Source organism: Amphibacillus marinus (assembly GCF_900110345.1).
Classification (GTDB): Bacteria; Bacillota; Bacilli; order Bacillales; family Amphibacillaceae; genus Amphibacillus_D; species Amphibacillus_D marinus.
On the sequence record NZ_FODJ01000004.1, the window covers coordinates 179,742 to 206,419 of the forward strand.

Sequence of the window (26,678 nt, forward strand, 5' to 3'; positions counted from 1 at the left end):
ATTAAAATTCCATTAAGAGAAATGGGGAGAAATGATGAGAAAAAATGTATGGCCGATCTTATCAATTTTGTTAATTATGGTTGTGTTCGTTACGGGCTGCTCGTCAAATGATTCTGATGAACAAACAAATACAGGGATAGTGGAGTCAGAAGAGGGTAGCGAACATGCTGAGTTACCACCAATGACTGATGAGGAAATTACGCTAACGTATGCGTCTTGGCAAAACCATGAGTTACAAAACTATTTAGCTGAGCAATTTACCGCCAAGTATCCAAACATAACAGTGGAAATCGTTGCCTTGGAGCAAGATGGCTGGAATGATCATTTAACGAATCTTGCAAGTACGGGTGACTTGCCTGACGTTTTCTGGTACATGGGGAATGTCGATATTCCTATTCGTAACATGTGGCTAGGTGACTTTACCTCATACTTCGAGGCCGATCCTGAAACAGATCAGTTACTTGATACAATTGTTGACAAAGGGTATTTTGATGGAGACCGGAAGCTTGCAGCGCCAACGGCATACTTACCGTATACCATTTTCTTAGATGAAAATTTATTTACGCAACAGAACGTTGCGATGCCTTCAGCAGACTGGACCTATTCTGAAATGTTGGACCTTATTGAAGAGATGACCATTCCAGAACAAGGGATTTTCGGCTACAATACCTTTACTAAGCTGGTTACCATGGCGCCGATTGTAAATGGCGATTCTGATGGTGAGTTTGGTTGGGATGGCGAAAGCTATGATATGACAGGTGAGTGGGATGATGCACTAATGAAGCATGGTGAATTTGTCCGTAATGGCAATCATGCACCATTCTATGATACTGATGAAGCAGAAGCGGCATTTGGTGATCGAGAGCTCTGGGCAGCTTCAACTGGCCGTATTGCCATGCAATTTGATGCTTGGTGGACAGTTGATCTGTTTGGAACAGACGAATTTGTTGATAAAGGAATTAAATGGGTTCCTTATGTCGTTCCTAAAGGTGACAATGCCCAAACAGAAAATAAACCAGCTTTTATTGACTTTGGTTCAATTTCAGCAGCAACAGATCATCCGAGAGAGGCATATGAGTTGTTGAAGTTCTTTGGTTGGGGAAGAGACGGATGGGAAGCAAAGCTAGAAGCATTCCAGACGTTAACGCGAGAGGATGGTGAACTCGTCTTTAATCATCCTGATGGATTACCACTTGTGAAAGACGAGGATCTGTGGGAAGAATTACGAACATTGCTACCAGATTTAGATTACTATGATGAATTCCTTGCGAGATCAAAATATCCAATTCCTTTAGGTGGTGCTGCAATGCCTGGCTTCCAAACCTACCTGGACGAAGTTTACTTTGGTGGAGAATATGGAGATGTTGAAGCAGCTGTCATTAGCGGTGAGGTCAATGCTTATGATATTTCTTCTGACTTAACTGAATTAATAAACCAGTATTATGATCAAGCCCTTAATGAACTGTTTTACTAAAAGCAATACTTAAAACAAATAGCTGATATAGCAAGCGAAAAATGAATGATTAATTGATTGATATGCTCTCGTTATGTGGTTCGGGGGTTCTTGTAATTTCTCGATCTGCTATAAAGAGAGCATGTCTGCCTTGGAATGTAATTGGTCGTGATTAGGGTGTGCTTTAATCTGCTCTCGACCGAAAAATGAGCGATAAACATACTAAGATTAGTGGGTAAGATTGATCCGTCGATGATCTTACCCACTAATCTTAGTATGTTTTACGTTTAAAGAGCATTTAAGTATGTACCAATTAGCTTTTCTGCATCAAAAAATAGTCGAATTTCTTTGTTGTAGCATGTGGTCAACCCGTTGTTAAAATTTCTCTAGTGTCAATTCTCTCGCATTACCTCCAGAAAGTCCCTTGTTTTAAAGACTTAGCAAGTGTTATTGGGTCTTTACGACCGTCACTAGATACGCTTTCCAACTCCAAAAGAACCCGTGCTTGTAAACACTTTATTGTGCTCTCATCTATGTCAGCCCACCAGTTGTTATAGCAAATAATTTAAAAAAGCGCAAAGTGAATATTTATTCACTAAATGTTGATTTTTTAATTAAATATTAATTATCTATTGTATAAACATGCACAATGAAGTATAATAATTAATCACAAAGAGAACGGATTAGGGGTGTGAAAAAGATGAAGGTTGCCATTGTTGGTGGAACGGGCTATGGAGCAGTAGAGCTTATTCGTTTCCTAGAACGCCATCCAAATATTAAAGAGATAAAAATTGTATCGCATTCGCAGGCGGGTAAAGCCTTTGAAGAGGCATATCCACATATGACTCAAATTGTTAGCCAGCATATGTCTGCATTAAGCATTGAGGAATTAGCTAACGAGGTTGAAGGTGTTTTTTTTGCTACGCCGTCTAGTGTTAGCTACAAGTATGTTCCTGCTTTAGTTGATAAAGGTGTGTTTTGTATTGATTTGTCAGGCGACTTTCGGTTAGCTGACCCTGAGCAATATGAACAATGGTATGGTACAAAAACAGCAGCTAAAGTCGATTTAGCTAAAGCGGTTTATGGCTTAAGTGAACTGTATCATCAACAAATTAAAGCCACCAAACTAGTTGCTAATCCAGGTTGTTATCCTACGGCTACTCTATTAGCTTTACTTCCTGCCTTGGAGCATAAAGTAATTAAGGAGACGGGTATTATAATTGATGGAAAGACAGGTGTTTCTGGGGCAGGACGCAGCATGTCACTAGCTGTCCATTTTTCTGAAATGAATGAAAACACAAGAGCATATAATGTATGTCAACATAAGCATATTCCGGAAATAGAACGTTATTTATCGGATCGGACTAACAAGGAAATCCAGATTAATTTCACACCACACATTATTCCAATGACAAGAGGGCTAATGGCGACAATTTATGCTGATCTTCAAGAATTAATAACAGCAGAAGAAATTGAGCAGCTGTATCGAGATTACTATCAAGGGCACACATTTGTGCGGATTCGACCAATAGGTCAGTTACCTGCGACCAAGGAGGTTTACGGTAGTAATTATTGTGATATCGGCTTGCAGGTTGATAGACGAACCAACAAACTCATTATCGTTTCGGTTATTGATAATTTAGTAAAAGGGGCAGCAGGCCAAGCCATTCAAAATATGAATATTTTAAACGGATGGGACGAACAGCTCGGATTAAATGACGTCCCGATTTATCCTTAAGGAGGTCATTTAAATGCATCTTACAACATTAACAAAGCAAATAAAAATTATCCAGCATGGGGATATTGCCACGCCTACTGGCTATCAGGCTGGAGGTCTACACTGTGGTATTCGTAAGAAAAAGCTAGACTTAGGCTGGTTATTCTCTACTGTACCTGCATATGCTGCAGGGGTTTACACGTTAAATAGCTTTCAAGCGGCACCTTTAAAAGTAACAAAGGACAGTCTTTCTGTCGATGGTAAGCTACAAACACTAATTGTCAACTCAGGGATTGCTAATGCATGCACGGGCAAGCAGGGAGAACGAGATGCTTATGAAATGCGTCAGCTAATTGCTGATAGGTTTAATGTCAAGCCTCATCATGCAGCAGTGGCCTCTACGGGGTTAATCGGGGAACCACTTCCGATGGCAGTAATTCGCAAAGGGGTTAACGCTATTGACCCAATGGTTCAAACAAGTGATCAATTCGAAACAGCAATCCTTACGACAGATACAAAAGAAAAAGGGCTGGCTATAGAATTAGAGATTGATAAAAAGAAAATTAAGATCGGTGGAGCGGCAAAAGGTTCTGGGATGATTAAGCCTAATATGGCAACAATGCTGAGCTTTATCACCACAGATGCAGTGGTTGCTCCTCGTGCACTAGATAACGCTCTAAAAGAATTGACTAATCAATCCTTTAATATGATTACGGTTGATGGTGATACGAGCACAAATGATATGGTTTTACTTATGGCCAACGGCTTGGCAGGAAATAAACGTTTAGATGAAAACCACCCTGAGTGGTCCATTTTTCTTGAGGCATTGAGCTTTGTCTTTCAAACACTTGCTAAAGAGATTGCCCGTGATGGTGAAGGGGCAACCAAGTTAATCGAAGTCCAAGTGGATGGAACAGCAACGAACGAAGGTGCTGAAAAAATTGCCAAAGCAATAATAGGCTCTAATCTTGTTAAAACCGCCATCCATGGTGCTGACGCAAATTGGGGGAGAATTATTACCGCGATTGGTTACAGTGGTGTCATCCTTGATCCGGAGCATGTTACGGTCAAGCTTGGTAACATACCCGTCGTTAACCAGGGTGTTCCCGTCCAATTTGATGAAGCAGAGGCAAAGCAATATTTAGAGCAAGATGAAGTCCTTATTCTTGTATCGTTAGGAAATGGTCCAGGACATACGGTTGGCTGGGGCTGTGACCTATCTTATGAATACGTCAGAATTAATGCCTCTTATCGCACGTGAAGGGATGATAAATGTGTCTTACTTAATTATTAAATATGGTGGAAGTGTTGTTGATAAGCTACCTAGCGAATTTTATCAGAAGCTTGCTGTTATCCAGAAGTATTATGGAATTAAACCAATTTTAGTCCATGGTGGTGGTCCGATGATTTCTTCGCAACTGAAGCAGATGGATGTGACAACGACTTTTGTAGATGGACTAAGAGTGACAACTGACGAGGTACTTGATGTTGTAGAAATGGTGTTGAGTGGAAGTATTAATAAGCGTATTGTCCGACAGTTGCATGAGCATGACATTAAAGCAATTGGAATGAGTGGAGTAGACGGACATTTATTACAAGCTGAACCTGTAAAAGAGTTCAGACAAATTGGTTATGTTGGTCAGGTTAACCAGGTTAATGTTTCCTTACTTAAAACCCTTCTTGAACAAGAATATGTTCCGGTCATTTCACCTTTAGCAATTGGAGCTAAGCAACAACGCTATAATGTTAATGCAGACACAGCTGCATCAGCCATTGCATCAGCGTTGTCTGCACCGCTTTGCTTTATAAGTGATATCCCTGGTATTTGTGTTGACGATCAAGTTATTCACTCAGCCGATCAAATGACAATTAACCGGCTAATTGACAGTCAAACAATCTACGGCGGAATGATTCCTAAGGTAAAGGCGGCCCTTAATGCGCTTGAAACGGGTGTGCCAGAGGTCGCCATTCTTGATGGAATGAATCCTGCCAGTTTAGAGGCATTTGTTAACGGGGAGTGTTGTGGTACACGTATTAAATTGAAGGAGGTCTCCCATGTCTAACTCAGTAACAGTAGCGGAAAATAATGCCGTTATGACAACTTATACGCGGTTTCCGATTACCTTAACGGAAGGTAAAGGTAGCTTTGTATGGGATGATCAGGGCGCTAAATATTTAGATTATACAGCTGGTATTGCTACCTGTAATCTAGGTCATCGACCAGCTACTGTGCAAGCAGCAGTCGAGGAACAGTTAAATAAGCTCTGGCATTGCTCCAATTTGTATCACATTCCAAAGCAGGATCAGCTTGCTGAGCTCTTAGTAGATCAGACCTGCTTTGATCAGGTTTTTTTTGCAAATAGTGGTGCTGAGGCTAATGAAGGTGCCATTAAATTGGCGAGACGTTACGCTCATAAGATTAAACAAACGGATCAGTTTGAGATAGTTACGTTCACTGATTCCTTTCATGGAAGAACATTAGCGACGATGTCAGCTACTGGTCAGCCTAAAATACAGGATGGCTATGCTCCTCACATGCCGGGCTTTAGATATGCACGCTATAATGATGAAAAAGAATTTGCTCAATTAATTCAGCCGAAAACAATTGCTGTTATGCTTGAACTCGTCCAAGGTGAAGGGGGGGTTATCCCTGCTGACCAGGCATGGGTCGATCAGCTTGTTACATTATGTCGCCAACATGGTGTGCTTATTATTGTTGATGAAATTCAGACAGGAATGGGGCGGCTAGGCTCTCTCTTTGCCTATCAACAATATGGTTTTGAACCGGACATTATGACGGTTGCTAAAGGCTTAGCATCTGGTTTTCCAGTAGGGGCGGTTTTAGCCAAAGCTGACATTTCCACTGCACTTACACCTGGTTCACATGGATCAACCTTTGGAGGAAACCCATTGGCAATGTCAGCAGGATTGGCAACCTTAGCCCATATTTGTGAGCCTGCTTTTTTCGAATCAGTTAGCAAGCAACAACAATATTTGTGGCAACAGTTAAATGTATTAGCTGAGCAAGCTGAGGATATTGTAGAGATTAGGGGAAGTGGCTTCTTAATCGGGATAAAGGTGTCAACGAAAGCAATTGATTATGTCAATAAAGCAAGGGCGGCTGGTTTGCTTATTTTGGTGGCTGGACCACAAGTCATTCGAATTCTCCCTCCGTTAAATACCACAAAACAAGAAATTGATCAGGCTTGCAAAATTTTAAATGCATTGTTTCTAAAAAACGAAGTTGACAACTACTAATGTGCTCAGTATAATAATTCGGTAACAAACTATATATATCCGGTTATTCGGAGAGGTTCTTAGCTTAAACCCTCTATAAAAAACTAAGGGTATATGACATGATAAAACAAGCCATATCCTTTGGGATGTGGTTTTTTATTGTTTAAAAAGAATAAAAAAAGTGTCCAGAGGATAACAGTGCATACCCAGCTCTATCTCCTTACAATAAGTTGTGCCAACTGCATAATTTTAAATAGGTGAGGGTGTTAAGGGTGGAGAATTATAGGATTCTTTTATGTCACGTTATAACCAACTATATTTTATTGCATTTTCATATTTAGGAGGAAAATACCAATGCAAGGAAGAAAAGATCATGAATTGAAAGATCTCTCACTATTAGGTAATCAAGAAACACGTTACAGTTTTGACTATACACCAGAAGTACTAGAAACGTTTGATAACAAGCATGTTAATCGAGATTATTTTGTTAAATTTAACTGTCCAGAGTTTACAACATTGTGCCCGAAGACTAATCAACCAGATTTTGGGGCTGTATACATCAGCTATATTCCTAGTGAGAAAATGGTTGAAAGTAAATCATTAAAGCTTTACTTGTTTAGTTTCCGTAATCATGGCGACTTTCATGAGGATAGTATGAATATTATTATGAATGATTTAATTAAGCTAATGAAACCAAGGTACATTGAAGTATGGGGTAAGTTTACACCGCGCGGTGGTATCTCAATTGATCCATATTGTAATTATGGTGTTCCAGGAACAAAGTATGAGCAAATTGCTGATCATCGAATGATGAATCACGATTTATACCCAGAGAAGATTGATAATCGATAATGAGAGTGACCGCTTAAGCCCTGTGCTAGTAGAGGAAGGATGGTACGGATTACTCTGCTTTGCCTTCTTTAGCAGCTTTTGATAAAGTAAAAGGGATATTAAATTCTAATTTAGAGGTGATACTCTGTGAATAAAACCTTTCGAGCCTATCAGCTCCAAAAAACGAATGGCACAGTGACTGGAGCTGTAACAACACTAACCCAAAATGATTTACCAGAAGGGGAAGTGTTAATTAAAGTTCAATACTCGGGCCTTAATTACAAAGATGCCATGGCAAATATGCCTAACAGCCCAATTGTTAATCAATATCCGTTTATTCCGGGGATTGACTTGGCTGGTGAAGTGGTAGAATCGGTCGATGATCGCTTTGAAGCAGGGGATCTAGTTATTGTGACAAGTTACGCATTAGGCGTCAGTCACGATGGTGGCTATAGTGAGTATGCTCGGGTAAAAGCGGAGTGGGTCATTCCGTTACCACAGGGCTTAAGTCTAGCGCAAGCAATGCTTTTAGGAACAGCTGGTTTGACAGCGGCAATGTCTGTAGCTCAGCTCCAGCAGCAGGGAATAGAACCTAATTCAGGTCCTATTCTTGTTACGGGTGCTTCAGGAGGGGTTGGCAGCATCGCAACAGCCTTGTTAGCAAACCTAGGTTATGAGGTTGAAGCCAGCTCTGGAAAACAAGCTAGTCATTCATATCTAACAACGTTGGGTGCGTCGGCTGTCATGACACGGGAAGATGTAGTGGGTGAAAAAGTACGTCTAATTGATAAACAACAGTGGGTTGGTGCTGTCGATTCTGTTGGTGGTGAAACGCTTGCTGCTGTTTTAAGTAAATTAAAGTACAACGGGGTGGTGGCAGCAAGTGGACTTACTGGAGGGATTGAAATTCCAACTTCAGTTTACCCGTTTATCTTGCGTGGGATTAGCTTAATTGGCATTGATTCCGTTTATTGCCCAATGGAGACGCGGAAATCAATCTGGCTACGCTTAGGATCTGATATGCGGTTGTCTGATGAGCAGTTTAAGCAGATTACCAATCGGGTTATTTCTTTAGAAGAGTTAAGTAGTAATCTGCCAACATTACTCGAAGGTCAGTCTTTAGGACGAGTACTTGTTAAAATCTAAAATAGCTGAAACATTTTTAAAAATGATGCTGGAACATAACTAAATATTGGAACAGGGTATCCGAACATTATGATTTACCGAAGCGCTATACGCTTTCAGACATAATATTCGGATTTTCCTTATCTCATTACGCTTTTGTCCCAGCCTTATTTTTAAAATGGATAACTAAACGTTTACTGTACTGAAGCTATAACCTGAATCTATGGCACAATCTAATACTCAACCATAAAAACGAATTTTTCATCTAGTTATTTATTTTTGCACGTGTTAGAAGATAAGTAATAAACAATAAAATCGTTAGTGTAGTGCAATCAGTAGCCCCTTCACTTTCATACCAGGAGCACAAACGTCACATCCTCAGGCTCACAGGCTGTGCATCAATTAGCGTTGCGATATGACGTCGCGCTTAGTCTGCCAAACCTTCACAAATTCTAATAGTGGCTTTACTCCTCACTTTTAAGCACATTAGTTAAGAAAATAAATTTACATATTGAATGTACGTACAAATTATATTATTATAGTTCTATAAGTATATACATCCGTACAACAATTAAGGAAGGTGTGATTCATAATGTTAGAGGCATTAAAGGAGCAAGTGCTTCAGGCAAACCTTGCCCTGCCGAAGTATGGGCTAGTTACATTTACTTGGGGAAATGTAAGCGGTTTCGATAAAGAGCAAGGTCTAGTTGTGATAAAGCCGAGTGGTGTGCCTTATGATGAACTGACTATTTCTGATTTAGTAGTCGTTAATTTAGCTGGTGAAATTGTTGAAGGAGATAAAAACCCTTCATCTGATACCGCCACACATTTGGTTCTTTATAAGCATTTTGATCATGTGGGCGGAATTGTGCATACCCATTCACCGTGGGCGACGAGTTGGGCTCAAGCCGGAGAAGATATCCCGGCGTTAGGTACTACACAAGCCGATTATTTCTACGGCGATATTCCGTGTACGCGTCGCATGACAACGACAGAAATTAGTGGTGAATATGAACGGGAGACTGGCCATGTCATTGTTGAAACATTTAGAGATCGTGATCCGCTAGCTATCCCTAGTGTGTTAGTGCACAGCCATGCGCCATTTAATTGGGGGAAAGATCCCAAAGAAGCGGTACATAATGCGGTCGTCTTAGAGGAAGTAGCAAAAATGGCTTTTTATAGTCGTGAAATTAATCCTAATGTTAAGCGTATGCAGCAGACATTATTGGATAAACATTATTTGCGTAAACATGGTAAGCATGCCTATTATGGGCAATAAAGTAAAGTGAATAAGGGAGGAAATATTATGGTACGTTTAAAATCTTATAAATTTTGGTTTGTAACAGGAAGTCAGCCGCTTTATGGTGAGGAGACGCTTAAAGAGGTAGAGGACAATTCAAGGAAAGTTGTTAATGGGTTAAATGCAGCTGGTATCCTACCATACCCAATTGAATTTAAAGAAGTGGTAACAACAGACCAAAGTATTCATAAGTTAGCGCTTGATGCAAATGCAACTGAAAGCTGCGCCGGTCTCATAACTTGGATGCATACTTTTTCGCCTGCAAAATCATGGATTGCTGGCTTAAAGGCTTTACAGACACCATTGTTACACCTGCATACACAATATAATCGAGACATTCCTTGGGATTCTATTGATATGGATTTTATGAATACGAATCAAGCTGCGCATGGTGATCGCGAATACGGTTTTATTGGAACGCGCCTAAGTCTTGGTCGGAAAGTCATTGTGGGTCACTGGCAAAATGACAATGTCGTTAACCAGATAGCGCAATGGATGAGAGTTGCGATCTCAGTCAAAGAGGGTATGAATATCCGTGTTGCCCGCTTTGGGGACAATATGCGTAACGTTGCCGTCACTGATGGAGATAAAATAGAAGCGCAAATTAAGTTTGGTTGGACAGTCGACTATTATGGAATTGGCGATCTTGTTAATGAGATTGATCAGGTAGAAGATCAAGTAGTCGATGATTTGTACAAGACTTATGAAGGCTTGTATGACTTGCCAGATGAAGCTAAGCAATCAGGGAGCATTCGTGAAGCTATTCGCTACCAAGCAAAAATTGAAATTGCACTGCTATCCTTTTTGCGGAAGGGTAATTATACAGCATTTACAACTAATTTCGAGGATTTACATGGCATGAAACAGTTGCCAGGCTTAGCTGCCCAACGATTAATGGCGCAAGGCTATGGTTTTGCTGGCGAAGGTGATTGGCGCACCGCTGCTTTAACGCGATTACTTAAAATAATGTCAGACAATAAAGATACTTCTTTTATGGAAGATTACACTTATCATCTAGAGCCTGGTAATGAAATGATTCTTGGTTCACACATGCTTGAAATATGTCCGACCATAGCTGACACTAAACCAAAAATTGTCGTAAATCCATTAGGTATTGGTGGGAAAGAGGACCCTGCCCGCCTTGTTTTTGATGGGAAGGCCGGCACTGCTGTGGTAGCGTCATTAATTGAATTAGGGGGTCGATACCGACTAATTGTTAATGAGGTTAACGCAGAGGCGTCTAAATTCGATACGCCGCACTTACCAGTTGCTAAAGTTCTTTGGAAACCAGAGCCGTCCTTAAATGAGGCAACCACTGCTTGGATATATGCAGGGGGGGCTCACCACACTGTTTTCTCATTTGCGGTTTCAACAGAGCAGTTAGTTGATTATGCTGAAATGATGAATATTGAGTGTGTTGTTATTGATCAGCATTTAAGCCTACGACAATTTAAAAACGAATTAAAATGGAATGAAGTTGTATTTAAAAGAGGCTGAGGCATAACTAAATAATGAACTGAGTATCCGGACATTATGACAATGCATTTTGCACATAATGTTCGGGTTTTTCTTATCTAAATTAAACCACCTTGTAGGCTGTGGTTATCGCTTACGAGATTAGCTTGAAAATAAGCTGTCTATATTATGAAAAGAGAAATGTAAGTACAAATTTAAGATTAATTAGAAAAATTTTCATTTATGAACGTTTTTTTATATAAATGGTTCTAAAAAAATGATATGATGATTAGTAATTGGGTTTAGATAGTGAGGTGTATCGATGCAAACGAAATATAGCATTGTCAAACAAGCGATTAAGTCAAAAATCTTAGATGGAACCTTTCAGCCGCACCAAAAAATAAGCTCTGAAAGTGAATTAATGAAGCAATTTAGTGTCAGTAGGCATACGGTAAGGCTCGCTATCGGGGAGCTTGTGAATCAAGGGTGGTTATATAGAGAGCAAGGCTCAGGTACATTTTGTGCAGATCGCTCTAAACTGGAAGAAGGGCAGAATGTCAAAAACCAGAAAAATATCGCAATTATTACAACGTATATATCTGACTACATTTTCCCTTCTATTATTAGAGGGGCTGAGTCTTATTTGAGCCAGCAAGGCTACCATGTAAGTTTATTTAGTACCAATAATGACCATAAAAACGAACGGAAATTCTTAGAAAGTATTTTAACTCAGCAGTTTGATGGCGTTATAATTGAGCCGACTAAAAGTGCAATGAGTAATCCTAATATTAATTATTATTTAAATCTTGAACGAAAAAATATTCCTTATATTATGATTAATGCTTATTATGATGAGTTAGAGCCACTAAGTATTACCTTAAATGATGAGGTGGGTGGGTTACTGCAAACTGAGCACCTTATTGAATTAGGGCACAAAAACATTGTGGGATTCTTCAAAAATGATGATAGTCAAGGGTCGAAACGTATGAAGGGATATTTAAAAGCACACCGCAGACATGGGCTTTTACTTAATCCTAATCATATTATAACTTATAAAACAGAGGAGAAGCATCTGAAGCCGGCGGAAGAGTTAGATAAACTACTTTCCTTGCCGGAAGCCGAACGACCAACCGCATTGGTTTGTTATAACGATGAATTAGCAATTATGCTACTTGATGTACTAAGAAAGCGGAAACTACAGGTTCCGAGAGATATTTCTGTGATCGGTTTTGATGATTCTTTTTTAGCAGAGGTTTCTGAGGTAAAGTTAACAACTATTAGTCATCCACAAAGTGAAATAGGTAAGGTAGCTGCCGAAACAATCTTAAACATCATTAATAGTTCACATGCTAATCCGAAAAAGACTAAAGGTAATTTCGATTCAATTGTATTTGAACCAGAACTAGTCATTAGAAGTTCCACGGCTAAAATAAAGTAAATAGCGTTAAACATAATACATCTGGTCGACAAGCGAAACATAATTTCACTAATTCAGATAAACAATAAGCACAAGAGCACTTCAAAAAGCCTTTCTTTACTGATGTAATGGGAGCTTAAGTAGTGCTTGTGTGCTTTTTTTGGCGTATTTTTATCAGACTTGTCTAAATCGAGTAACAATATGTTAAGTGAAGTATATTAGGATCGAAGTTGTCCGATCGAGTTTGTTAGGTTTAGAGTAATTAATATGCTTCCTTTAAAAAAATAAGTTATTTTCGCACTTTTATAATTGAAATGCCATACAATTCCGTATATAATGTAAGCGTAAACATATACGTATAAATTATAAATGAGTTGGAAGGGCAATTTACGCATACTGCAGAAAGGTATCGTTTGGGTAATAAATTTAAATGCCGGTATTAGCAAAAGTACAGTTTGACAAGGTGGAAAGCAAATTATAACAAATGGATGATGGTGACAGTTGTTTATGTTTTTTTACTTGGTTAGACAAAGGCTTAAACCAGCTTATTAGATTTAAAGTATATAAATTTTATAAACAAGTTAAGGAGGATTTAAGATGTCAGGATTAAAAGCAAAAATGGTTCTAGACAAACAGTTTCAAATTGCAAAGGTAGATGAGCGAATTTACGGTTCGTTTATTGAGCATTTAGGACGAGCTGTATATGGCGGGATATACCAGCCAGAGCACTCTGAGGCGGATGAGCAAGGATTTCGGAAAGATGTTATTGAACTTGTTAAAGAGCTTAGGGTTCCAATCGTACGTTATCCAGGTGGGAATATGGTTTCTGCTTATAATTGGGAGGATGGGGTTGGTCCGAGAGAAGATCGTCCAAGAAGGCTTGAATTAGCATGGCGTACAATTGAAACAAATGAAGTAGGAACGAATGAATTTGTTGATTGGGCTAAAAAAGCTGGATCTGATGTAATGATGGCTGTTAACTTAGGGACTCGCGGTATTGATGCTGCCCGCAATCTCATCGAGTATACTAATCATCCAAGTGGTACATATTGGAGTGACCTTCGTCGTTCTCACGGTTATGAAGCACCACACGCGATAAAAACGTGGTGTCTAGGTAATGAGATGGATGGTCCGTGGCAGGTTGGTCATAAAACAGCATATGAATATGGGCGTTTAGCCCAAGAGACTGCCAAGGCCATGAAACTTGTTGATCCAACAATTGAGCTAGTTGCTTGTGGTAGTTCAAATACAGGCATGCCGACATTTCCAGAATATGAAGCGACAACACTTGATATTGCTTATGATCATGTTGACTATATTTCGTTACACCAATACTATGGTAACCGTTCCAATGATACAGCTAATTATTTAGCAAAAAATCACGATATGGATCATTTTATCAAAACGGTAATTGCAACATGTGACTACATTAAAGCTAAAAAAAGAAGTAAAAAGACGATTAACTTAAGTTTTGATGAATGGAATGTTTGGTACCACTCTAATGATGCCGATCAAAAAATTGAACCATGGTCAATTGCTCCTCCACAACTAGAGGATCACTACAACTTTGAGGATGCACTGCTAATTGGTAGTTTACTCATTACCTTTTTACAGCATGCTGATCGTGTGAAAATGGCTGCGATGGCTCAGCTTGTTAATGTTATTGCACCTATTATGACTGAGAACAATGGTAGAGCGTGGAAACAAACAATTTTTTATCCTTATGCCCATGTTTCAACTTATGGAAGAGGTATTTCACTTAAGCCGATTCTTACTGTACCCAAGTATGATAGTAAAGACTTTACTGATGTACCTTATGTAGATGCTGCATCGGTTTACAACGAAGAACATGAAGAGTTAACCATCTTCCTTGTTAATAAGCATCTAGAAAGTAGTATGCCAATTGAAATTGATTTAAGAAGCTTTACGAATTATCAGCTTGTTGAACATATGCAACTTGTTCATAATGATTTGAAAGCGGTTAACACGAAAGATCACCAGGCGGTTTCACCAACTTATAATGCGGATTCTACCCTTGTTGATGGGGTCTTGACTGCGCAATTAGCTAAGACATCATGGAATGTTATTCGCTTGAGAAAATAATTGGAGTGGGTCAAAGATGAAGCATCATCAAAATGCGTTAACACCACCATTAGGCTGGAATAGTTGGGATTGCTATGGTGCGACAGTTACCGAAGCAGAGGTGAAAGCAAATGCGGACTATATGGCTAAACACCTAAAACAGTTTGGTTGGGAATACATTGTTGTTGATATTCAATGGTATGAACCAGATGCAGTGTCTTCTGTCTATCACCCGTTTGTACCGTTGGACATGGATACATTCTCAAGGCTAATGCCCGCAACTAATCGCTTTCCCTCTGCGAGGGAGGGAAAAGGGTTTAAACCATTGGCAGATTATGTGCATAGTTTAGGGTTGAAATTTGGTATCCATATTATGCGTGGTATTCCTCGTCAAGCAGTGCATCAAAATCAATCTATTAAAGGAAGTAACCAAACTGCGCGTGCTATTGCGCATACCAATTCAATTTGTCCTTGGAACACGGATATGTATGGGGTTGATTCAAGTAAGGAAGGAGCGCAAAGCTATTATAATTCCTTATTTGATTTGTATGCAGAGTGGGGAGTAGATTTTGTCAAAGTTGACGATATTGCCGATTCCAAGCTATATGGTGCTCATATCGAGGAAATAAAAATGATTAGACGTGCGATTGACCAATGCGGTCGATTAATGGTACTTAGTTTATCTCCCGGCCCGGCTCAGTTAGATCATGCTGCCGTTCTTGAGGAGAATGCTAATATGTGGCGCATGACCGACGACTTCTGGGATTTATGGCCACCGTTATATGATATGTTTGATCGCTGCTATCGCTGGAGTAAGAATGTTGGCCCTGGGCATTGGCCAGATGCCGATATGCTGCCACTAGGTCGAATTGGGATTCGATCAGTTGACGGTGGGGCGAGTGATCGATATACGCGCTTTACCAAAGACGAGCAGAGGACAATGATGACGCTCTGGTCAGTCTTTAGATCGCCACTTATGATCGGTGGTGAATTGAGAGACAATGATGATTTCACACTTGAATTGTTAACAAATAAGGATTTGTTAGCGATTAATCAACATGGATCTGCCGCAAGACAAGTATATCGCCACAATGATCATGTTGTTTGGTGTACCAATGGTCATGATGATTCGGTGTATGTTGCGTTGTTTAATCTAACTGATAATGTTGGGACTGTAACAGTCACCAGTGAGCAACTTGGCTTACCAATTGATAAATTTAATTGTGTTGAGGATGTGTGGACTCATGACATATTGCCACAGGGGAACTATGAGCTAACTGCTAGCTTACGTCCTCATGCTTGTCAATTGCTTAAATTAAAACAAAGTAGAGGTGTGTAGTGAGATGAATAAAGGAATAGTGAATGTAGATATTTCTAAAGGGATAATTGATAAAAACATATATGGCCAATTTGCTGAGCATTTAGGACGTTGTATTTACGAAGGGTTATGGGTGGGCGAAGATTCTGACATCCCTAACACAAACGGTATTCGCAATGATGTTCTACAAGCTTTGAAAGATTTAAGTATTCCTGTTCTTCGTTGGCCTGGTGGCTGCTTTGCTGATGAATATCATTGGAAAGATGGGGTTGGCCCAAGAGCAGATCGGAAACGGATGGTAAATACACACTGGGGTGGTCTTGTTGAAAATAATCACTTTGGGACACATGAATTTATGAAACTCTGTGAATTACTTGAGACTGAGCCTTATATTAATGGAAATGTTGGCAGTGGTTCGGTCCAGGAAATGTCGGAGTGGGTTGAGTATATGACATTTGATGGTGAGTCACCAATGGCTAATTGGCGAAAAGCAAACGGTCAAGAGAAACCATGGAAGGTTAAATACTTTGGTGTAGGTAACGAAAACTGGGGCTGTGGTGGACATATGCGTCCAGAGTATTATGCTGATCTTTATCGCCGCTTTCAAACATATGTCCGTCATTATGGCGATAATCGCATTTTTAAAATAGCTGGCGGCGCGAACGTTGATGATTATAATTGGACAGAAGTGATGATGCGAGAAAGTACGCATCTTATGGATGGTTTAAGTCTGCATTATTATGTACATCCCGGCGGCTTTTGGGCAAAAGGTGATGCTGTTCGTTTTGATGAGCAAGAGTGGCGTGTCTCCATGCAAAAAGCCTATCATATTGAAGAGCTTATTAATAAGCACAGTACAATCATGGATAAATATGATCCAGATAAACGGATTGCAATGATTGTAGATGAGTGGGGGGCATGGTATGATGTCGAGCCAGGTACAAATCCAGGCTTCCTATATCAACAAAATACAGTTCGCGACGCTGTTATTGCTGGAATTTCCTTAAATATCTTTAATAATCATAATGATCGAATTAAAATGGCTAATATTGCCCAAATGGTTAATGTTATTCAAGCAATGGTGTTAACAGAGGGTGATCAAATGATATTAACGCCAACATACCATGTTTTTAAAATGTTTAAGGTACACCAAAATGCTGAGCGAATCGCTTTGGATCTTGACGTAAATAAGCTAGAGATTGATGGAAATCAATATCCTCAAGTTAATGGTTCTGCCTCTAAGCAACAAGATGGCACAGTGAATATAAGTTTAACGAATGCCGATATAGATAATGAAGCAGTAATTCAGCTTGAATTAAGAGGACTAACTGTCGCTAACTTATCTGGAGAAATCATTACATCAAGTAAAATGAATGATCGAAATACGTTCGATAATCCTAATAAAGTTCAGCCTTTACCATTTAAGCAATTTAATCGTTCTGGTGAATCAGTGCAAGTAACTCTGCCGCCAATGTCCGTCGTTATGCTGACGGCTAAAGATTAGTCTGAACTTGTATAAGAGAGCATGATACGTATACATGTCAGAAATCGGTTGTTCGTTTTGTTAAGCTAAAAAAAGCAAAATAGACGATTACCTTGGCTAATGTAAACCAAGCGTTCGTCTATTTTGCTTTAGTATACTTATTGCATCACCTTGACGTGAAACATACGAGATCGTGGTCCATCAAATTCACAAAAATAAATGCCTTGCCATGTCCCTAAGACAAGACGACCGCCAGCAACAACAATGGTTTGGGCGTGACCTACCGTGCTTGTCTTTAGGTGAGCGGCTGTATTTCCTTCAATATGCTGATCTTTAGGGTGATCCCAAGGATAAGCTTCATCTAATCGTCTTAGAAAATCAGTTTTAACATCAGGATCGGCATTTTCATTAACTGTTATCCCTGCAGTTGTATGCAGTGATGATACGATAATAACACCATCCGCAATTCCTTGTTGATTAATCCATGCTTGAATTTGCTCAGTTACATCAATCATGTCGCTGTGATGCCTTGTCTGTAATGAAAAGGTTTTAAGCATTTTTTTCAACTCCTTTTTTAGGTTAACTGACTATAAGCCCCCACTAGAAGTGGAAGCGTGGAATCTAATTATGTTATGAGGTGGACAACAGTCAGTAAAAGCCCGATTGGTTCACCTAACAGTTTACTAGAAAAACCGAACTGTGGTAAAATTTTAAGATCAAACTAGTAAAGGGGTAATAAATAATGTCTAGAAAAGCAGTTGAAACAAATAAAGCGCCGCAAGCAATTGGACCATATTCTCAAGCAATTGATCTTGGTGACCTTGTTTTTGTCTCAGGTCAAATTCCGTTAAATCCAGAAACAATGGAAATTGTCGAAGGTGACATTAAGCAACAAACAATTCAAGTAATGAAGAATTTATCAGCCGTATTAGCAGAAGCAGGTTTGAGCTTTGATCATGTTGCTAAGTTTACTATTTATTTGACAGATATGAATGACTTTGCAAGCCTGAATGATACGTATGCAGCATTCTTGAAAGCCCCTTATCCAGCTAGGGCAACTGTAGAAGTTAGCCAACTTCCAAAAGGGGTAAAAGTAGAAATGGATGTCATTGCTAAGAGATAATCCTAACAAAAACGGACAGATTAAGATACCTGTCCGTTTTTTAAAATTAATTCTATTCGGTTTGACCAGAGTGCGAGCAAATGAGTTTAACTGCCAGCCGCTTAGGCGGCATGATTTGCAGCTAGTTCAGGATGCTTTCGCTGAGCTATCGCCATAATGCCGCCGCTCATTAGTAACAGTATGCCAGTCGTAACAAAGACAGTCGAATAACCAAAATAGGCACTAATTGTTCCACCGAGCATTGGACCAATCATATTTCCAAAGAAGCGAAGACTAGTATTGTAGCCTAGCACCTCCCCCTGCATAGAGATTGGGGCCTCTTGACGAATATAAGCAATTCGAATTGGAATAATACCACCTATCGCTATCCCCAACAAAAAGCGGATAATGACAAGTTGCCATAGGCTGGTAACCATGCCCCCTGGTAAATAGATAAGCCCAGCAGCAAAGAGAAGCCAAGTAAGGAGCTTAATATAGCCAATACGATCGCCTAGCCCACCCCATTTGCGTGCCATTAATAAATTACCTAGTCCAGCAGCGGAAAAGGCTAGACCGGAAAAGAAAGCAATATTAGCCGGTCCATTAATATCTCCGACAAATAACGATAAGATCGGTTGTACGCTAAAGTTTGCTATTTGGACAATCATTGACATAATCATGACGATTAAGAGCATAGGTTGCCGTAAAATGTGGAGAATAACTTGTCGACTAGTATATTTGATAGGTCGCTCATCCTCCTGTATGCGAAATTCTTTTATCCCAAACAAGACGAGTAGACTAGCGAAAATTAAGACAGCAGCCAGCCATTGAAAAGTGGCTGAATAGCCAAATAAGTCCGCTAATGCGCCACCAATAAGTGGGCCCATTAGTGTTCCTGTTATACTACCTGTTTGTAATGTACCAAGTACCTGACCAGCTACTCGTTTTGATGTTTGAGTAGATATAAGGGCTTGTGACATTGAAATAAAACCAGTAAAAATACCCATAAACATCCTCAGAAGAAATAATTGTGGAATTGAGGTAACTAAACCCATTAAAAAAAGCGAAATACTCAATCCGAATGCAAATGCAACAAGGATTGGTTTGCGCCCATAGCGATCACCTATTTTGCCCCAAATAGGAGAGAATATAAATGCCGTTACAAAAGTAATGCTAAAGATCAACCCAGACCATGTTTGTACTTGGCTGGCGGAATGATTTCCTAAAGTATGAATATATAGTGATAAAAATGGTTGAACCATTGTGATGCTACCAGCAATAAAAAAATTGGCAAACCACATAATCGCAACATTTTTCTTAACCAATTGTTGCTCTTGAATACAAATCCCTTCTTTCTAACCTAGAATATTTCGCCTCTCTAAGTATATTATAGCTGATTTTCTTAGTGGATGAAAGAGATTCGCACGAATGACGGTTTATCATAGTTTTTTATTGGATAATCGCTTAAAATAGAAGTAGAAATTTCGAATCCATTTGTATTTTGTAATATAAGAGGAGTGAAAGAAATGTCAGAGAATAAAGATTGGCAGCAAGAGTTTGACCGTGTTAAATATGTTAGCCAATTTGTCAATCAAAAAATTCAACGGATAAAGAAATATATGACAACATTAAAAGAACGCGTTATTGATATAAGGAAAGACTTCTGGGACGATGTTACGGTTAACTTAAGTGAGCTTGATGATGCCATTGAAACACAGGCTAGTTTGAAGCAGCAAGCCGAGTTTTTATCTGAGCGTGAGCGCAGTCATGGTCAGCTTGGTCAGCAACTAAGCAAATTGCTCGACTTAAAGGAAAAGCCGTATTTCGGGAGAATTGATTTTATTGAACAAGGTGATCGGCAAACAGAAGAGATTTATATTGGGACCGCTTCTTTAATGGATGAGCAGGAAGAGGAGTTTCTAGTTTATGACTGGCGTGCACCGATCTCCAGCATGTACTATGATTATGCACCTGGCCCAGCAGCATATGAAGCGGTTACTGAGAAAGTAGATGGTGAGATTACACTAAAGCGGCAATATGTGATAAAACAGGGACAGTTGACAGGCATGTTTGATACCGGTTTAACCATTGGTGACCATTTGCTTCAGTCTGTTCTTGGTGAATCATCGGATACTAAAATGAAAAGTATTGTCGCAACCATACAACGAGAACAAAATAAGATTATTCGAAATGAGAAGAGTAGAATCCTTGTAGTCCAAGGTGTTGCTGGCAGTGGGAAAACATCAGCAGCATTGCAGAGAGTTGCCTATTTGTTATATCGATATCGTGAAGAGCTGAAAGCAGATCAAATGATCTTATTCTCACCAAACCCATTATTCAATAGCTATGTTGCAAGTGTATTACCTGAACTTGGAGAAGAAAATATTAAACAGATGACTTTTTATCATTATGTTGACCAACAATTGGGTAATCGGTTTACAGTCGAATCCCCGTTTGAGCAACTTGAGGCTACCTTAAAGCAAAGGGAGCAACATGATCAAGTTAGGCTGCAAGCTATGCATTATAAATCTTCAGAAGCCTATCAGCATCATGTTGATGCCTTTCTCGAACAATTAAAAGCACAGGGGCTTGTTTTTCGAAATATTCGTTTCCGAAATCAATTATTGTTTAATAAAGACACACTAAATCATTTTTTTTATCAACTACCGTCTAACATGAGTATTCAAAACAGGTTAGTTAAAATGACAGAGTGGTTGCTTACTAACCTTAAGGAGAAGGAACGTGGGTTTTTAAAGGCAGAATGGCTAGAGGATGAATTAGAGCTATTAGATAAAGCTGATTTTCAAGAAGCATACTACGAGATGCAGTCTGAGCAGGAGGAGCAATTTGAAAGCTATAACGATAGTGAAAAAGAGGCACTTTATTTAAAGGCTAAGTGGCTAAGAAAACAACTGAAGCCATTAAGGCAAAAGATTACCCAGTTTAAGTATGTTGACACGATGAAAACATATTTACAGTTGTTTGAACAAGAAGGTACTGCAGAAATGAAGGATGAAGAGTGGCAGCACATTGCACGCTTTACCAAGCAGCATATTACCCAACGTTATCTAACTTGGGAAGATGCTACGCCATTCTTGTATTTTGAAAGAATGCTGATCGGGTTTGATGAAAACAGAATGATTAAACATATCATTCTAGATGAGGCTCAGGATTATTCAACCTTCCAGTTAAAATACCTTGCACGAATATATCCAAGCTGTAGGATGACATTACTTGGTGATGTCAATCAAGCTATCTATTATCATGCATTGTCTGAGCAAAATGTATTGCAACATCATCATTATGATGAGCAATCATTTATTACCTTATGGCGTAGTTATCGATCTACAAAGCAAATTATTGAGTTTTCTAAAGCATTTATGCCTAATGGCAGTAAAATAGAGGCGTTTAATCGATCTGGAAGTCTTCCGGTTGTATTGGAGGTCGAGAATAAAACGATTGCTGAGCACAAACTCTACGAAGCAATTGATGGTTATACGAATAAGGGCTTTAACAATATTGCTGTCATTACGAAAACCTTAAAAGAGGCAGAAGAATTGGCCAATTTAATTAAGCCAACCTATCCAGAATCCCATCTTGTCAATATTGAATCGCATACCTTTAATCCCGGCGTGCAAATTATTCCGACGTATCTCGCTAAGGGAATAGAATTTGATGCAGTTATTGTTTATAATGCCTCAGCGACGCATTACCAAGATGAGCTGGAAAGAAACCTATTGTACACAGGCTGTACACGAGCCATGCATGCATTAACAGTTATTGCTATTGAAGAGGTATCAGCGTATATAAAAGAGGTGCCAACTCAATTCTATCACTACTATAAAGTACACCAGATTAGCGGAAAACAGTAAATTTTACAAAGAGATCATGTCAGTGGCACTTAGCCTTTCCGACATGATCTCTTTTTTAGGTGACTACATTAACAATAAGATGCTTAATGCCATGACCACCATTCCTGCAATTAAACCATAAATTGGAATATGCGTTTCGTCATAGCGCTTCGCTGCTGGCAAAAGCTCATCCAATGAAATAAAGATCATAATCCCTGCTACCCCAGCAAATATAACGCCAAATACAGTATCAGTTAGGAAGTTCATTAATAAAAAATAAGCAATTATTGCACCGGCAGGCTCAGCTAAGCCAGACAGGAAAGACAGTTTAAAGGCTTTTTTCTTACTGCCTGTTGAATAATAAATAGGTACTGAAATAGCAATTCCCTCAGGAATGTTATGAATCGCTATTGCTATTGCAATAGGTATGCCCAGCTGTGGATCCTGCAAGGTTGCTGCAAAAGTTGCTATCCCTTCTGGGAAATTATGAATCGCAATGGCCAAAGCGGTAAAAGAACCCATCTTTAATAAGTTAGCATCCTTAACTTGTGCTGGATTTTTATCCATATCCTCAACTTTTTTTACTTCATGTGGATTACCCTGTTTGGGAATGAAGCGGTCAATTATTGCAATTAAGAGCATTCCACCAAAAAAACCAACGACAGTCATCCAATTACCCTTAACTTGACCGAGCTCATTTGTCAACGCATCTTGTGCTTTAGCGAATATTTCAACCATTGAAACATAAATCATAACGCCAGCCGAAAAACCTAAAGAAAAAGACAAAAATTTCGTATTGGTTGTGGAAGTGAAAAAAGCCAGTAAACTCCCAATTCCAGTAGCAAGCCCTGCGAATAATGTTAATCCAAAAGCGAGCAAAACATTCTGGTCCATTTATGTTAATCCTTTCTATCCTTAATATTTGCTTTAATATTATAGGCTTAGGTTCAAAAAATTGTGCTTGGTCTTAAAAGTTTCCTCAGACCAACATGGTCTTATTGTAATCTGAGCAGACTTATTATGCAAACAATTTTAATGAGTTACTTAAAAAATATATTAAGAAAAAACATTGTTAGCATGTGTAAGCAGCTAATGTTCTAAACATTGTAATCCCTTAAAGCACCGAAAAGAATGTACGGGACTGGTTGAATTATAATAGCTTACCTTTCGCATCAATATATTAAAGTTCAGCTAAGATGGCTAAAGCCAGCCTAACGAAAAGCGAATCCATTGCTTTTCGAACAACATAGCGCGCCAAGCGGATAAGAAAGTCAACATGGGTAGTACATAACGATTCTCCCATAGACGAGCAAGGCTTCATGACTATTTTCAGTGTGCCAGAGTTGAATAATAAAAAAGATAGTTGCTCTGTAAACAGGCCAACTACCTTTTCAAACAAGTATTTCTTAAAAATAGCTACATTACTTCGTTACAAGACTATGGGCAGCTGCTTCATCTGCCACAATTGTTAAATTAGGGTGTTTTTGTAAAATTGAAGCAGGGAAGTCTTCCGTCACATCTGATTCGATAAGCTGTTTAAGTGCTTCTGCTTTATTCTCTCCAGAGATGAGTAAGATAATTTCTTTGCTTTCCATAATGGTTGCAATTCCCATCGTGATGGCATGAGTAGGAACATCATCCTTGCTTGCAAAGAAGCGGGCATTTGCCTCACGTGTCAAATCATCCAGTTCCACAACATGAGTGCGGCTAGAAAAAGGTGTGCCAGGTTCATTAAAGCCAATATGTCCGTTTAAACCGATGCCAAGTATTTGCAAATCAATGCCATTCGTCTGTGTAATTAGTTTTTCATAATCTTGGCATTCTTGGTCGGGTGATGAGGCGATGCCGTTGGGAAGATGAGCATTTTTACCCTTGATATCAATGTGATTAAATAATTTATCATGCATGAAATAGTTGTAGCTGTTATGGTCATCGCTAGGTAGCCCCACATATTCATCTAAATTAAATGAAATGACGTTTTCAAAAGAAATTTGCTTATTTTGATAGGCATTAATTAAACTTGAGTACATGCCTTCAGGTGTTGAGCCAGTTGCTAACCCTAATACGGGCTGCTCTAATTCATTAATCCGCTTAATGAGATGCTGACAAGCCCAATCACTCATTGCTTGATAGTCTGTTACTGTAATAATGTTCATGATGCTCCTCCTTGGAAAACAATTTTTCCTTGTGCAATTGTTGTATTTAAAGTCAATGCGTCATCTACAATTAGTAAATCGGCATCTTTTCCAACTTTAATTGAGCCTTTCTGCTTAAAAATGCCTAATTGTTTAGCTGGATTAATGGCTGCCATCTTGATAATATCCTCAAGTTTAACGTCAGGAATGTTGAGTAGTTGTTTAGCACCATCGATCATATTGAGGATACTACCTGCAAGTGTACCGTCCTCAAGGACTGCGCGGTCCTGTGAAACAAACACAGGTTGCCCACCTAGCTCGTAATTCCCTGATGGTAACCCTTTGGCTCGCATTGCATCGGTGATTAAGATTAATCGCTCACTTCCAATGTTCTTGTAAATAAGCTCGAGCATGCTAGGGTCAACGTGAATGCCGTCTGCGATAATCTCTGCTTTAAGTGATTCTGATAGAAAAGCTGCTCCGACTGCACCGATATCGCGATGGTGAATACCGTTCATCGCATTGCAAAGATGTGTTAGCTGATTAACGCCTCGATCAACCGCCCGCTTTAATTCACTAAATCCAGCATTAGTATGCCCGGCAGAAACATTCACACCTTGCTCGCGTAAGGCTTGAATAAAGCTACCATCATGGTCGTGTTCAGGTGCAATCGTAATCGTCTTTATTTTATTGTCAGCTAAAGCTTGCCAGTGCTTAAATAATAAGAGATCAGGCTGACAAATGTATTGTTCTGGTTGTGCGCCTGCTTTTGACTTTTCAACAAATGGTCCCTCTAAATGAACGCCGAGCAGTTGAGCTGTTCCTTCTTTTTGTTGATAGGTCGCGACATTGCATAAAGCGGCTTCAATTTGAGGGTGAGCTTGGGTAATTGTAGTCGCTAAAAAACTTGTTGTTCCTTCAGTGACTAAATACGAGGCCATTTTATCTAAGGCTTCAGGGGTTGCATCCATCACATCAGCGCCGTTAGCGCCATGGATATGTGTATCGATAAACCCAGGGATAAGATTCAGCCCGGTCCCATTAATAATGGTGTCCGGTTCACAAGGAATGCTAGCTGCAATTTCTTGAATAATGCCATTTTTAATTAAGACATCACCTGCAATGACTTTGTTCTCTAAATAAACATTAATATTCTTTATTAAGAGCATAGATAGGTTCCTCCTAGAAGAGCTTATTGGTGGTGTTTTCAGTGATTTCACGTTTAATTCGTTCAGCTTCCTCACTATTTAAAATAGTTATGCCCGTACAAATAAGATCAATAAGGTAGAGCTGAGATATTTTAGAGACAAGTGAGCCACGATCAAGGGGATTTTCTTTTGCAGACGATAATAAGACGATGTCAGCAAGCTTGGTCAGTGGTGATTTTGAATAGTTCGTTAGAGCAACAATACTTGCTCCTTTATTTTTTGCAATGGTGATATTATCAATAATTTCTTTAGTACTTCCGGTCAAGCTAATCGCAATAATTACCGTATCTGCTTTCGACGAAGTAGCACGCATAATTTGGGCATGTGTATCTGTAATAACTTCAATATTCTTTCCAATTCGCATAAGACGATTCTGCATGTCTAATGCAGCAATTCCAGAAGCGCCAATTCCAAAAACAACAATATCATTACTTGAGTTAATCAACTTAACGGCTTGATCCAACTGCGTTTGATCCACTAAATGGTAAGATTCTTCAATAGCTGTCACCATATTTGCTTTAATTTGGTCAACGTAATCTAATGCGCTTTCTTGCTGGCGATAAGTTTGTTCATGAGCATATGCCAGTTTAAATGCTTGAAATCCACTAAAGCCTATTTTTCTAAAAAATCGTAGCGCTGTTGCTTCAGCAACCTCACTGTTTTCCGACAGCTCAGTTAAAGAGTCGTAAATAATGTTCTCGTGATTGGTTAAGATATAATGGACAATTTTTTGCTCGGATTTAGTAAAATGGTGCTTATGTTGTTCAATTTGGATTGATGGCTTAAGTGAGTGGTGTGAATGATCATGCATGTTTTCACTCCTTTTTGTTAAGTCAACTATACCACTTTGAATGTTAATGGTCAAATTACAATATATATTTGACTGTTAATTGTCAAAGATCAAAACGTGACAAATAAAATTGAGCAAAGATATAATGGAAGTACCAATGGGTAAGAAGGAGAA

The 26,678-nt window shown here is 39.2% G+C and carries 21 protein-coding genes and 1 riboswitch; of the genes, 15 read left to right on the plus strand and 6 right to left on the minus strand.

What is annotated here, in order from left to right:
* The first annotated feature begins 34 nt into the window (after positions 1 to 34).
* The 13 genes from BM000_RS07910 to BM000_RS07970 all read left to right on the plus strand — a co-directional run bounded on the left by BM000_RS07910 (position 35) and on the right by BM000_RS07970 (position 17,439).
* Complete coding sequence (locus BM000_RS07910; protein WP_177178251.1) at positions 35 to 1,474, plus strand: ABC transporter substrate-binding protein; 1,440 nt, start codon at positions 35 to 37, stop codon at positions 1,472 to 1,474.
* Positions 1,475 to 2,153: 679 nt separating this feature from the next.
* Entirely contained in the window at positions 2,154 to 3,191 is a 1,038-nt protein-coding gene (argC, locus tag BM000_RS07915) for an N-acetyl-gamma-glutamyl-phosphate reductase (RefSeq protein WP_091496623.1), read from the plus strand.
* Between the two features lie 13 nt (positions 3,192 to 3,204).
* The gene (argJ, locus tag BM000_RS07920; RefSeq protein ID WP_091496625.1) at positions 3,205 to 4,431 is read left to right on the plus strand and encodes a bifunctional ornithine acetyltransferase/N-acetylglutamate synthase; all 1,227 of its coding nucleotides are present in this window, start codon (positions 3,205 to 3,207) and stop codon (positions 4,429 to 4,431) included.
* Between the two features lie 4 nt (positions 4,432 to 4,435).
* Positions 4,436 to 5,233: an acetylglutamate kinase gene (argB, locus tag BM000_RS07925; protein WP_342708162.1), complete on the plus strand. Its 798-nt coding sequence runs from the start codon at positions 4,436 to 4,438 to the stop codon at positions 5,231 to 5,233.
* Positions 5,226 to 6,428 (plus strand): acetylornithine transaminase, encoded by a 1,203-nt coding sequence (locus BM000_RS07930; protein ID WP_091496630.1) that lies wholly within the window; start codon positions 5,226 to 5,228, stop codon positions 6,426 to 6,428. Before argB ends, BM000_RS07930 begins: the two co-directional genes overlap by 8 nt.
* 46 nt (positions 6,429 to 6,474) lie before the next feature.
* Positions 6,475 to 6,521: riboswitch (PreQ1 riboswitch) on the plus strand.
* Positions 6,522 to 6,761: 240 nt separating this feature from the next.
* The gene (gene queF, locus BM000_RS07935; RefSeq protein ID WP_091496632.1) at positions 6,762 to 7,259 is read left to right on the plus strand and encodes a preQ(1) synthase; all 498 of its coding nucleotides are present in this window, start codon (positions 6,762 to 6,764) and stop codon (positions 7,257 to 7,259) included.
* A 126-nt stretch (positions 7,260 to 7,385) separates the two neighbouring features.
* A complete protein-coding gene (locus tag BM000_RS07940; RefSeq protein ID WP_091496634.1) occupies positions 7,386 to 8,384 on the plus strand; it encodes an acrylyl-CoA reductase family protein in 999 nt (332 codons plus the stop codon).
* Between the two features lie 571 nt (positions 8,385 to 8,955).
* Entirely contained in the window at positions 8,956 to 9,642 is a 687-nt protein-coding gene (araD, locus tag BM000_RS07945) for an L-ribulose-5-phosphate 4-epimerase (protein WP_091496636.1), read from the plus strand.
* A 27-nt stretch (positions 9,643 to 9,669) separates the two neighbouring features.
* Positions 9,670 to 11,160 (plus strand): L-arabinose isomerase, encoded by a 1,491-nt coding sequence (gene araA / locus BM000_RS07950; protein WP_091496639.1) that lies wholly within the window; start codon positions 9,670 to 9,672, stop codon positions 11,158 to 11,160.
* 280 nt (positions 11,161 to 11,440) lie between these two features.
* Positions 11,441 to 12,556, plus strand: coding sequence for a GntR family transcriptional regulator (locus tag BM000_RS07955; RefSeq protein WP_091496641.1), 1,116 nt, complete (start codon positions 11,441 to 11,443; stop codon positions 12,554 to 12,556).
* A 576-nt stretch (positions 12,557 to 13,132) separates the two neighbouring features.
* Positions 13,133 to 14,638 (plus strand): arabinosylfuranosidase ArfA, encoded by a 1,506-nt coding sequence (gene arfA, locus BM000_RS07960; RefSeq protein ID WP_091496643.1) that lies wholly within the window; start codon positions 13,133 to 13,135, stop codon positions 14,636 to 14,638.
* A 16-nt stretch (positions 14,639 to 14,654) separates the two neighbouring features.
* Positions 14,655 to 15,956, plus strand: coding sequence for a glycoside hydrolase family 27 protein (locus tag BM000_RS07965; RefSeq protein WP_091496645.1), 1,302 nt, complete (start codon positions 14,655 to 14,657; stop codon positions 15,954 to 15,956).
* Between the two features lie 4 nt (positions 15,957 to 15,960).
* Positions 15,961 to 17,439, plus strand: a complete 1,479-nt coding sequence (locus BM000_RS07970) for an alpha-N-arabinofuranosidase (protein WP_091496647.1) — start codon at positions 15,961 to 15,963, stop codon at positions 17,437 to 17,439.
* Between the two features lie 137 nt (positions 17,440 to 17,576).
* On the opposite strand, the gene BM000_RS07975 is transcribed toward BM000_RS07970, so the two are convergent.
* On the minus strand, positions 17,577 to 17,975 hold the full coding sequence (locus BM000_RS07975; protein WP_091496649.1) for a secondary thiamine-phosphate synthase enzyme YjbQ: 399 nt from the start codon (positions 17,973 to 17,975) through the stop codon (positions 17,577 to 17,579).
* A 185-nt stretch (positions 17,976 to 18,160) separates the two neighbouring features.
* Here BM000_RS07975 and BM000_RS07980 point away from each other — a divergent pair, with 185 nt between their 5' ends.
* A complete protein-coding gene (locus BM000_RS07980) occupies positions 18,161 to 18,541 on the plus strand; it encodes a RidA family protein (protein ID WP_091496651.1) in 381 nt (126 codons plus the stop codon).
* 101 nt (positions 18,542 to 18,642) lie between these two features.
* Here the strand turns inward: BM000_RS07980 and BM000_RS07985 are convergent, their stop codons facing one another.
* Positions 18,643 to 19,821 (minus strand): MFS transporter, encoded by a 1,179-nt coding sequence (locus BM000_RS07985; protein ID WP_091496732.1) that lies wholly within the window; start codon positions 19,819 to 19,821, stop codon positions 18,643 to 18,645.
* Between the two features lie 225 nt (positions 19,822 to 20,046).
* Here BM000_RS07985 and helD point away from each other — a divergent pair, with 225 nt between their 5' ends.
* Positions 20,047 to 22,392, plus strand: a complete 2,346-nt coding sequence (gene helD, locus BM000_RS07990; protein ID WP_091496653.1) for an RNA polymerase recycling motor HelD — start codon at positions 20,047 to 20,049, stop codon at positions 22,390 to 22,392.
* Between the two features lie 63 nt (positions 22,393 to 22,455).
* On the opposite strand, the gene zupT is transcribed toward helD, so the two are convergent.
* The 4 genes from zupT to BM000_RS08010 form a co-directional block, all read right to left on the minus strand.
* Positions 22,456 to 23,265 carry a zinc transporter ZupT gene (gene zupT, locus BM000_RS07995; RefSeq protein ID WP_091496655.1) on the minus strand — a complete coding sequence of 270 codons (810 nt, stop codon included), beginning with the start codon at positions 23,263 to 23,265 and terminating at the stop codon, positions 22,456 to 22,458.
* A gap of 527 nt (positions 23,266 to 23,792) precedes the next feature.
* Positions 23,793 to 24,527 carry a glucosamine-6-phosphate deaminase gene (nagB, locus tag BM000_RS08000; protein ID WP_091496657.1) on the minus strand — a complete coding sequence of 245 codons (735 nt, stop codon included), beginning with the start codon at positions 24,525 to 24,527 and terminating at the stop codon, positions 23,793 to 23,795.
* Positions 24,524 to 25,675: an N-acetylglucosamine-6-phosphate deacetylase gene (nagA, locus tag BM000_RS08005; RefSeq protein ID WP_091496659.1), complete on the minus strand. Its 1,152-nt coding sequence runs from the start codon at positions 25,673 to 25,675 to the stop codon at positions 24,524 to 24,526. Before nagA ends, nagB begins: the two co-directional genes overlap by 4 nt.
* Positions 25,676 to 25,688: 13 nt before the next feature.
* Entirely contained in the window at positions 25,689 to 26,525 is an 837-nt protein-coding gene (locus BM000_RS08010; protein ID WP_091496661.1) for a MurR/RpiR family transcriptional regulator, read from the minus strand.
* Positions 26,526 to 26,678 lie beyond the last annotated feature (153 nt).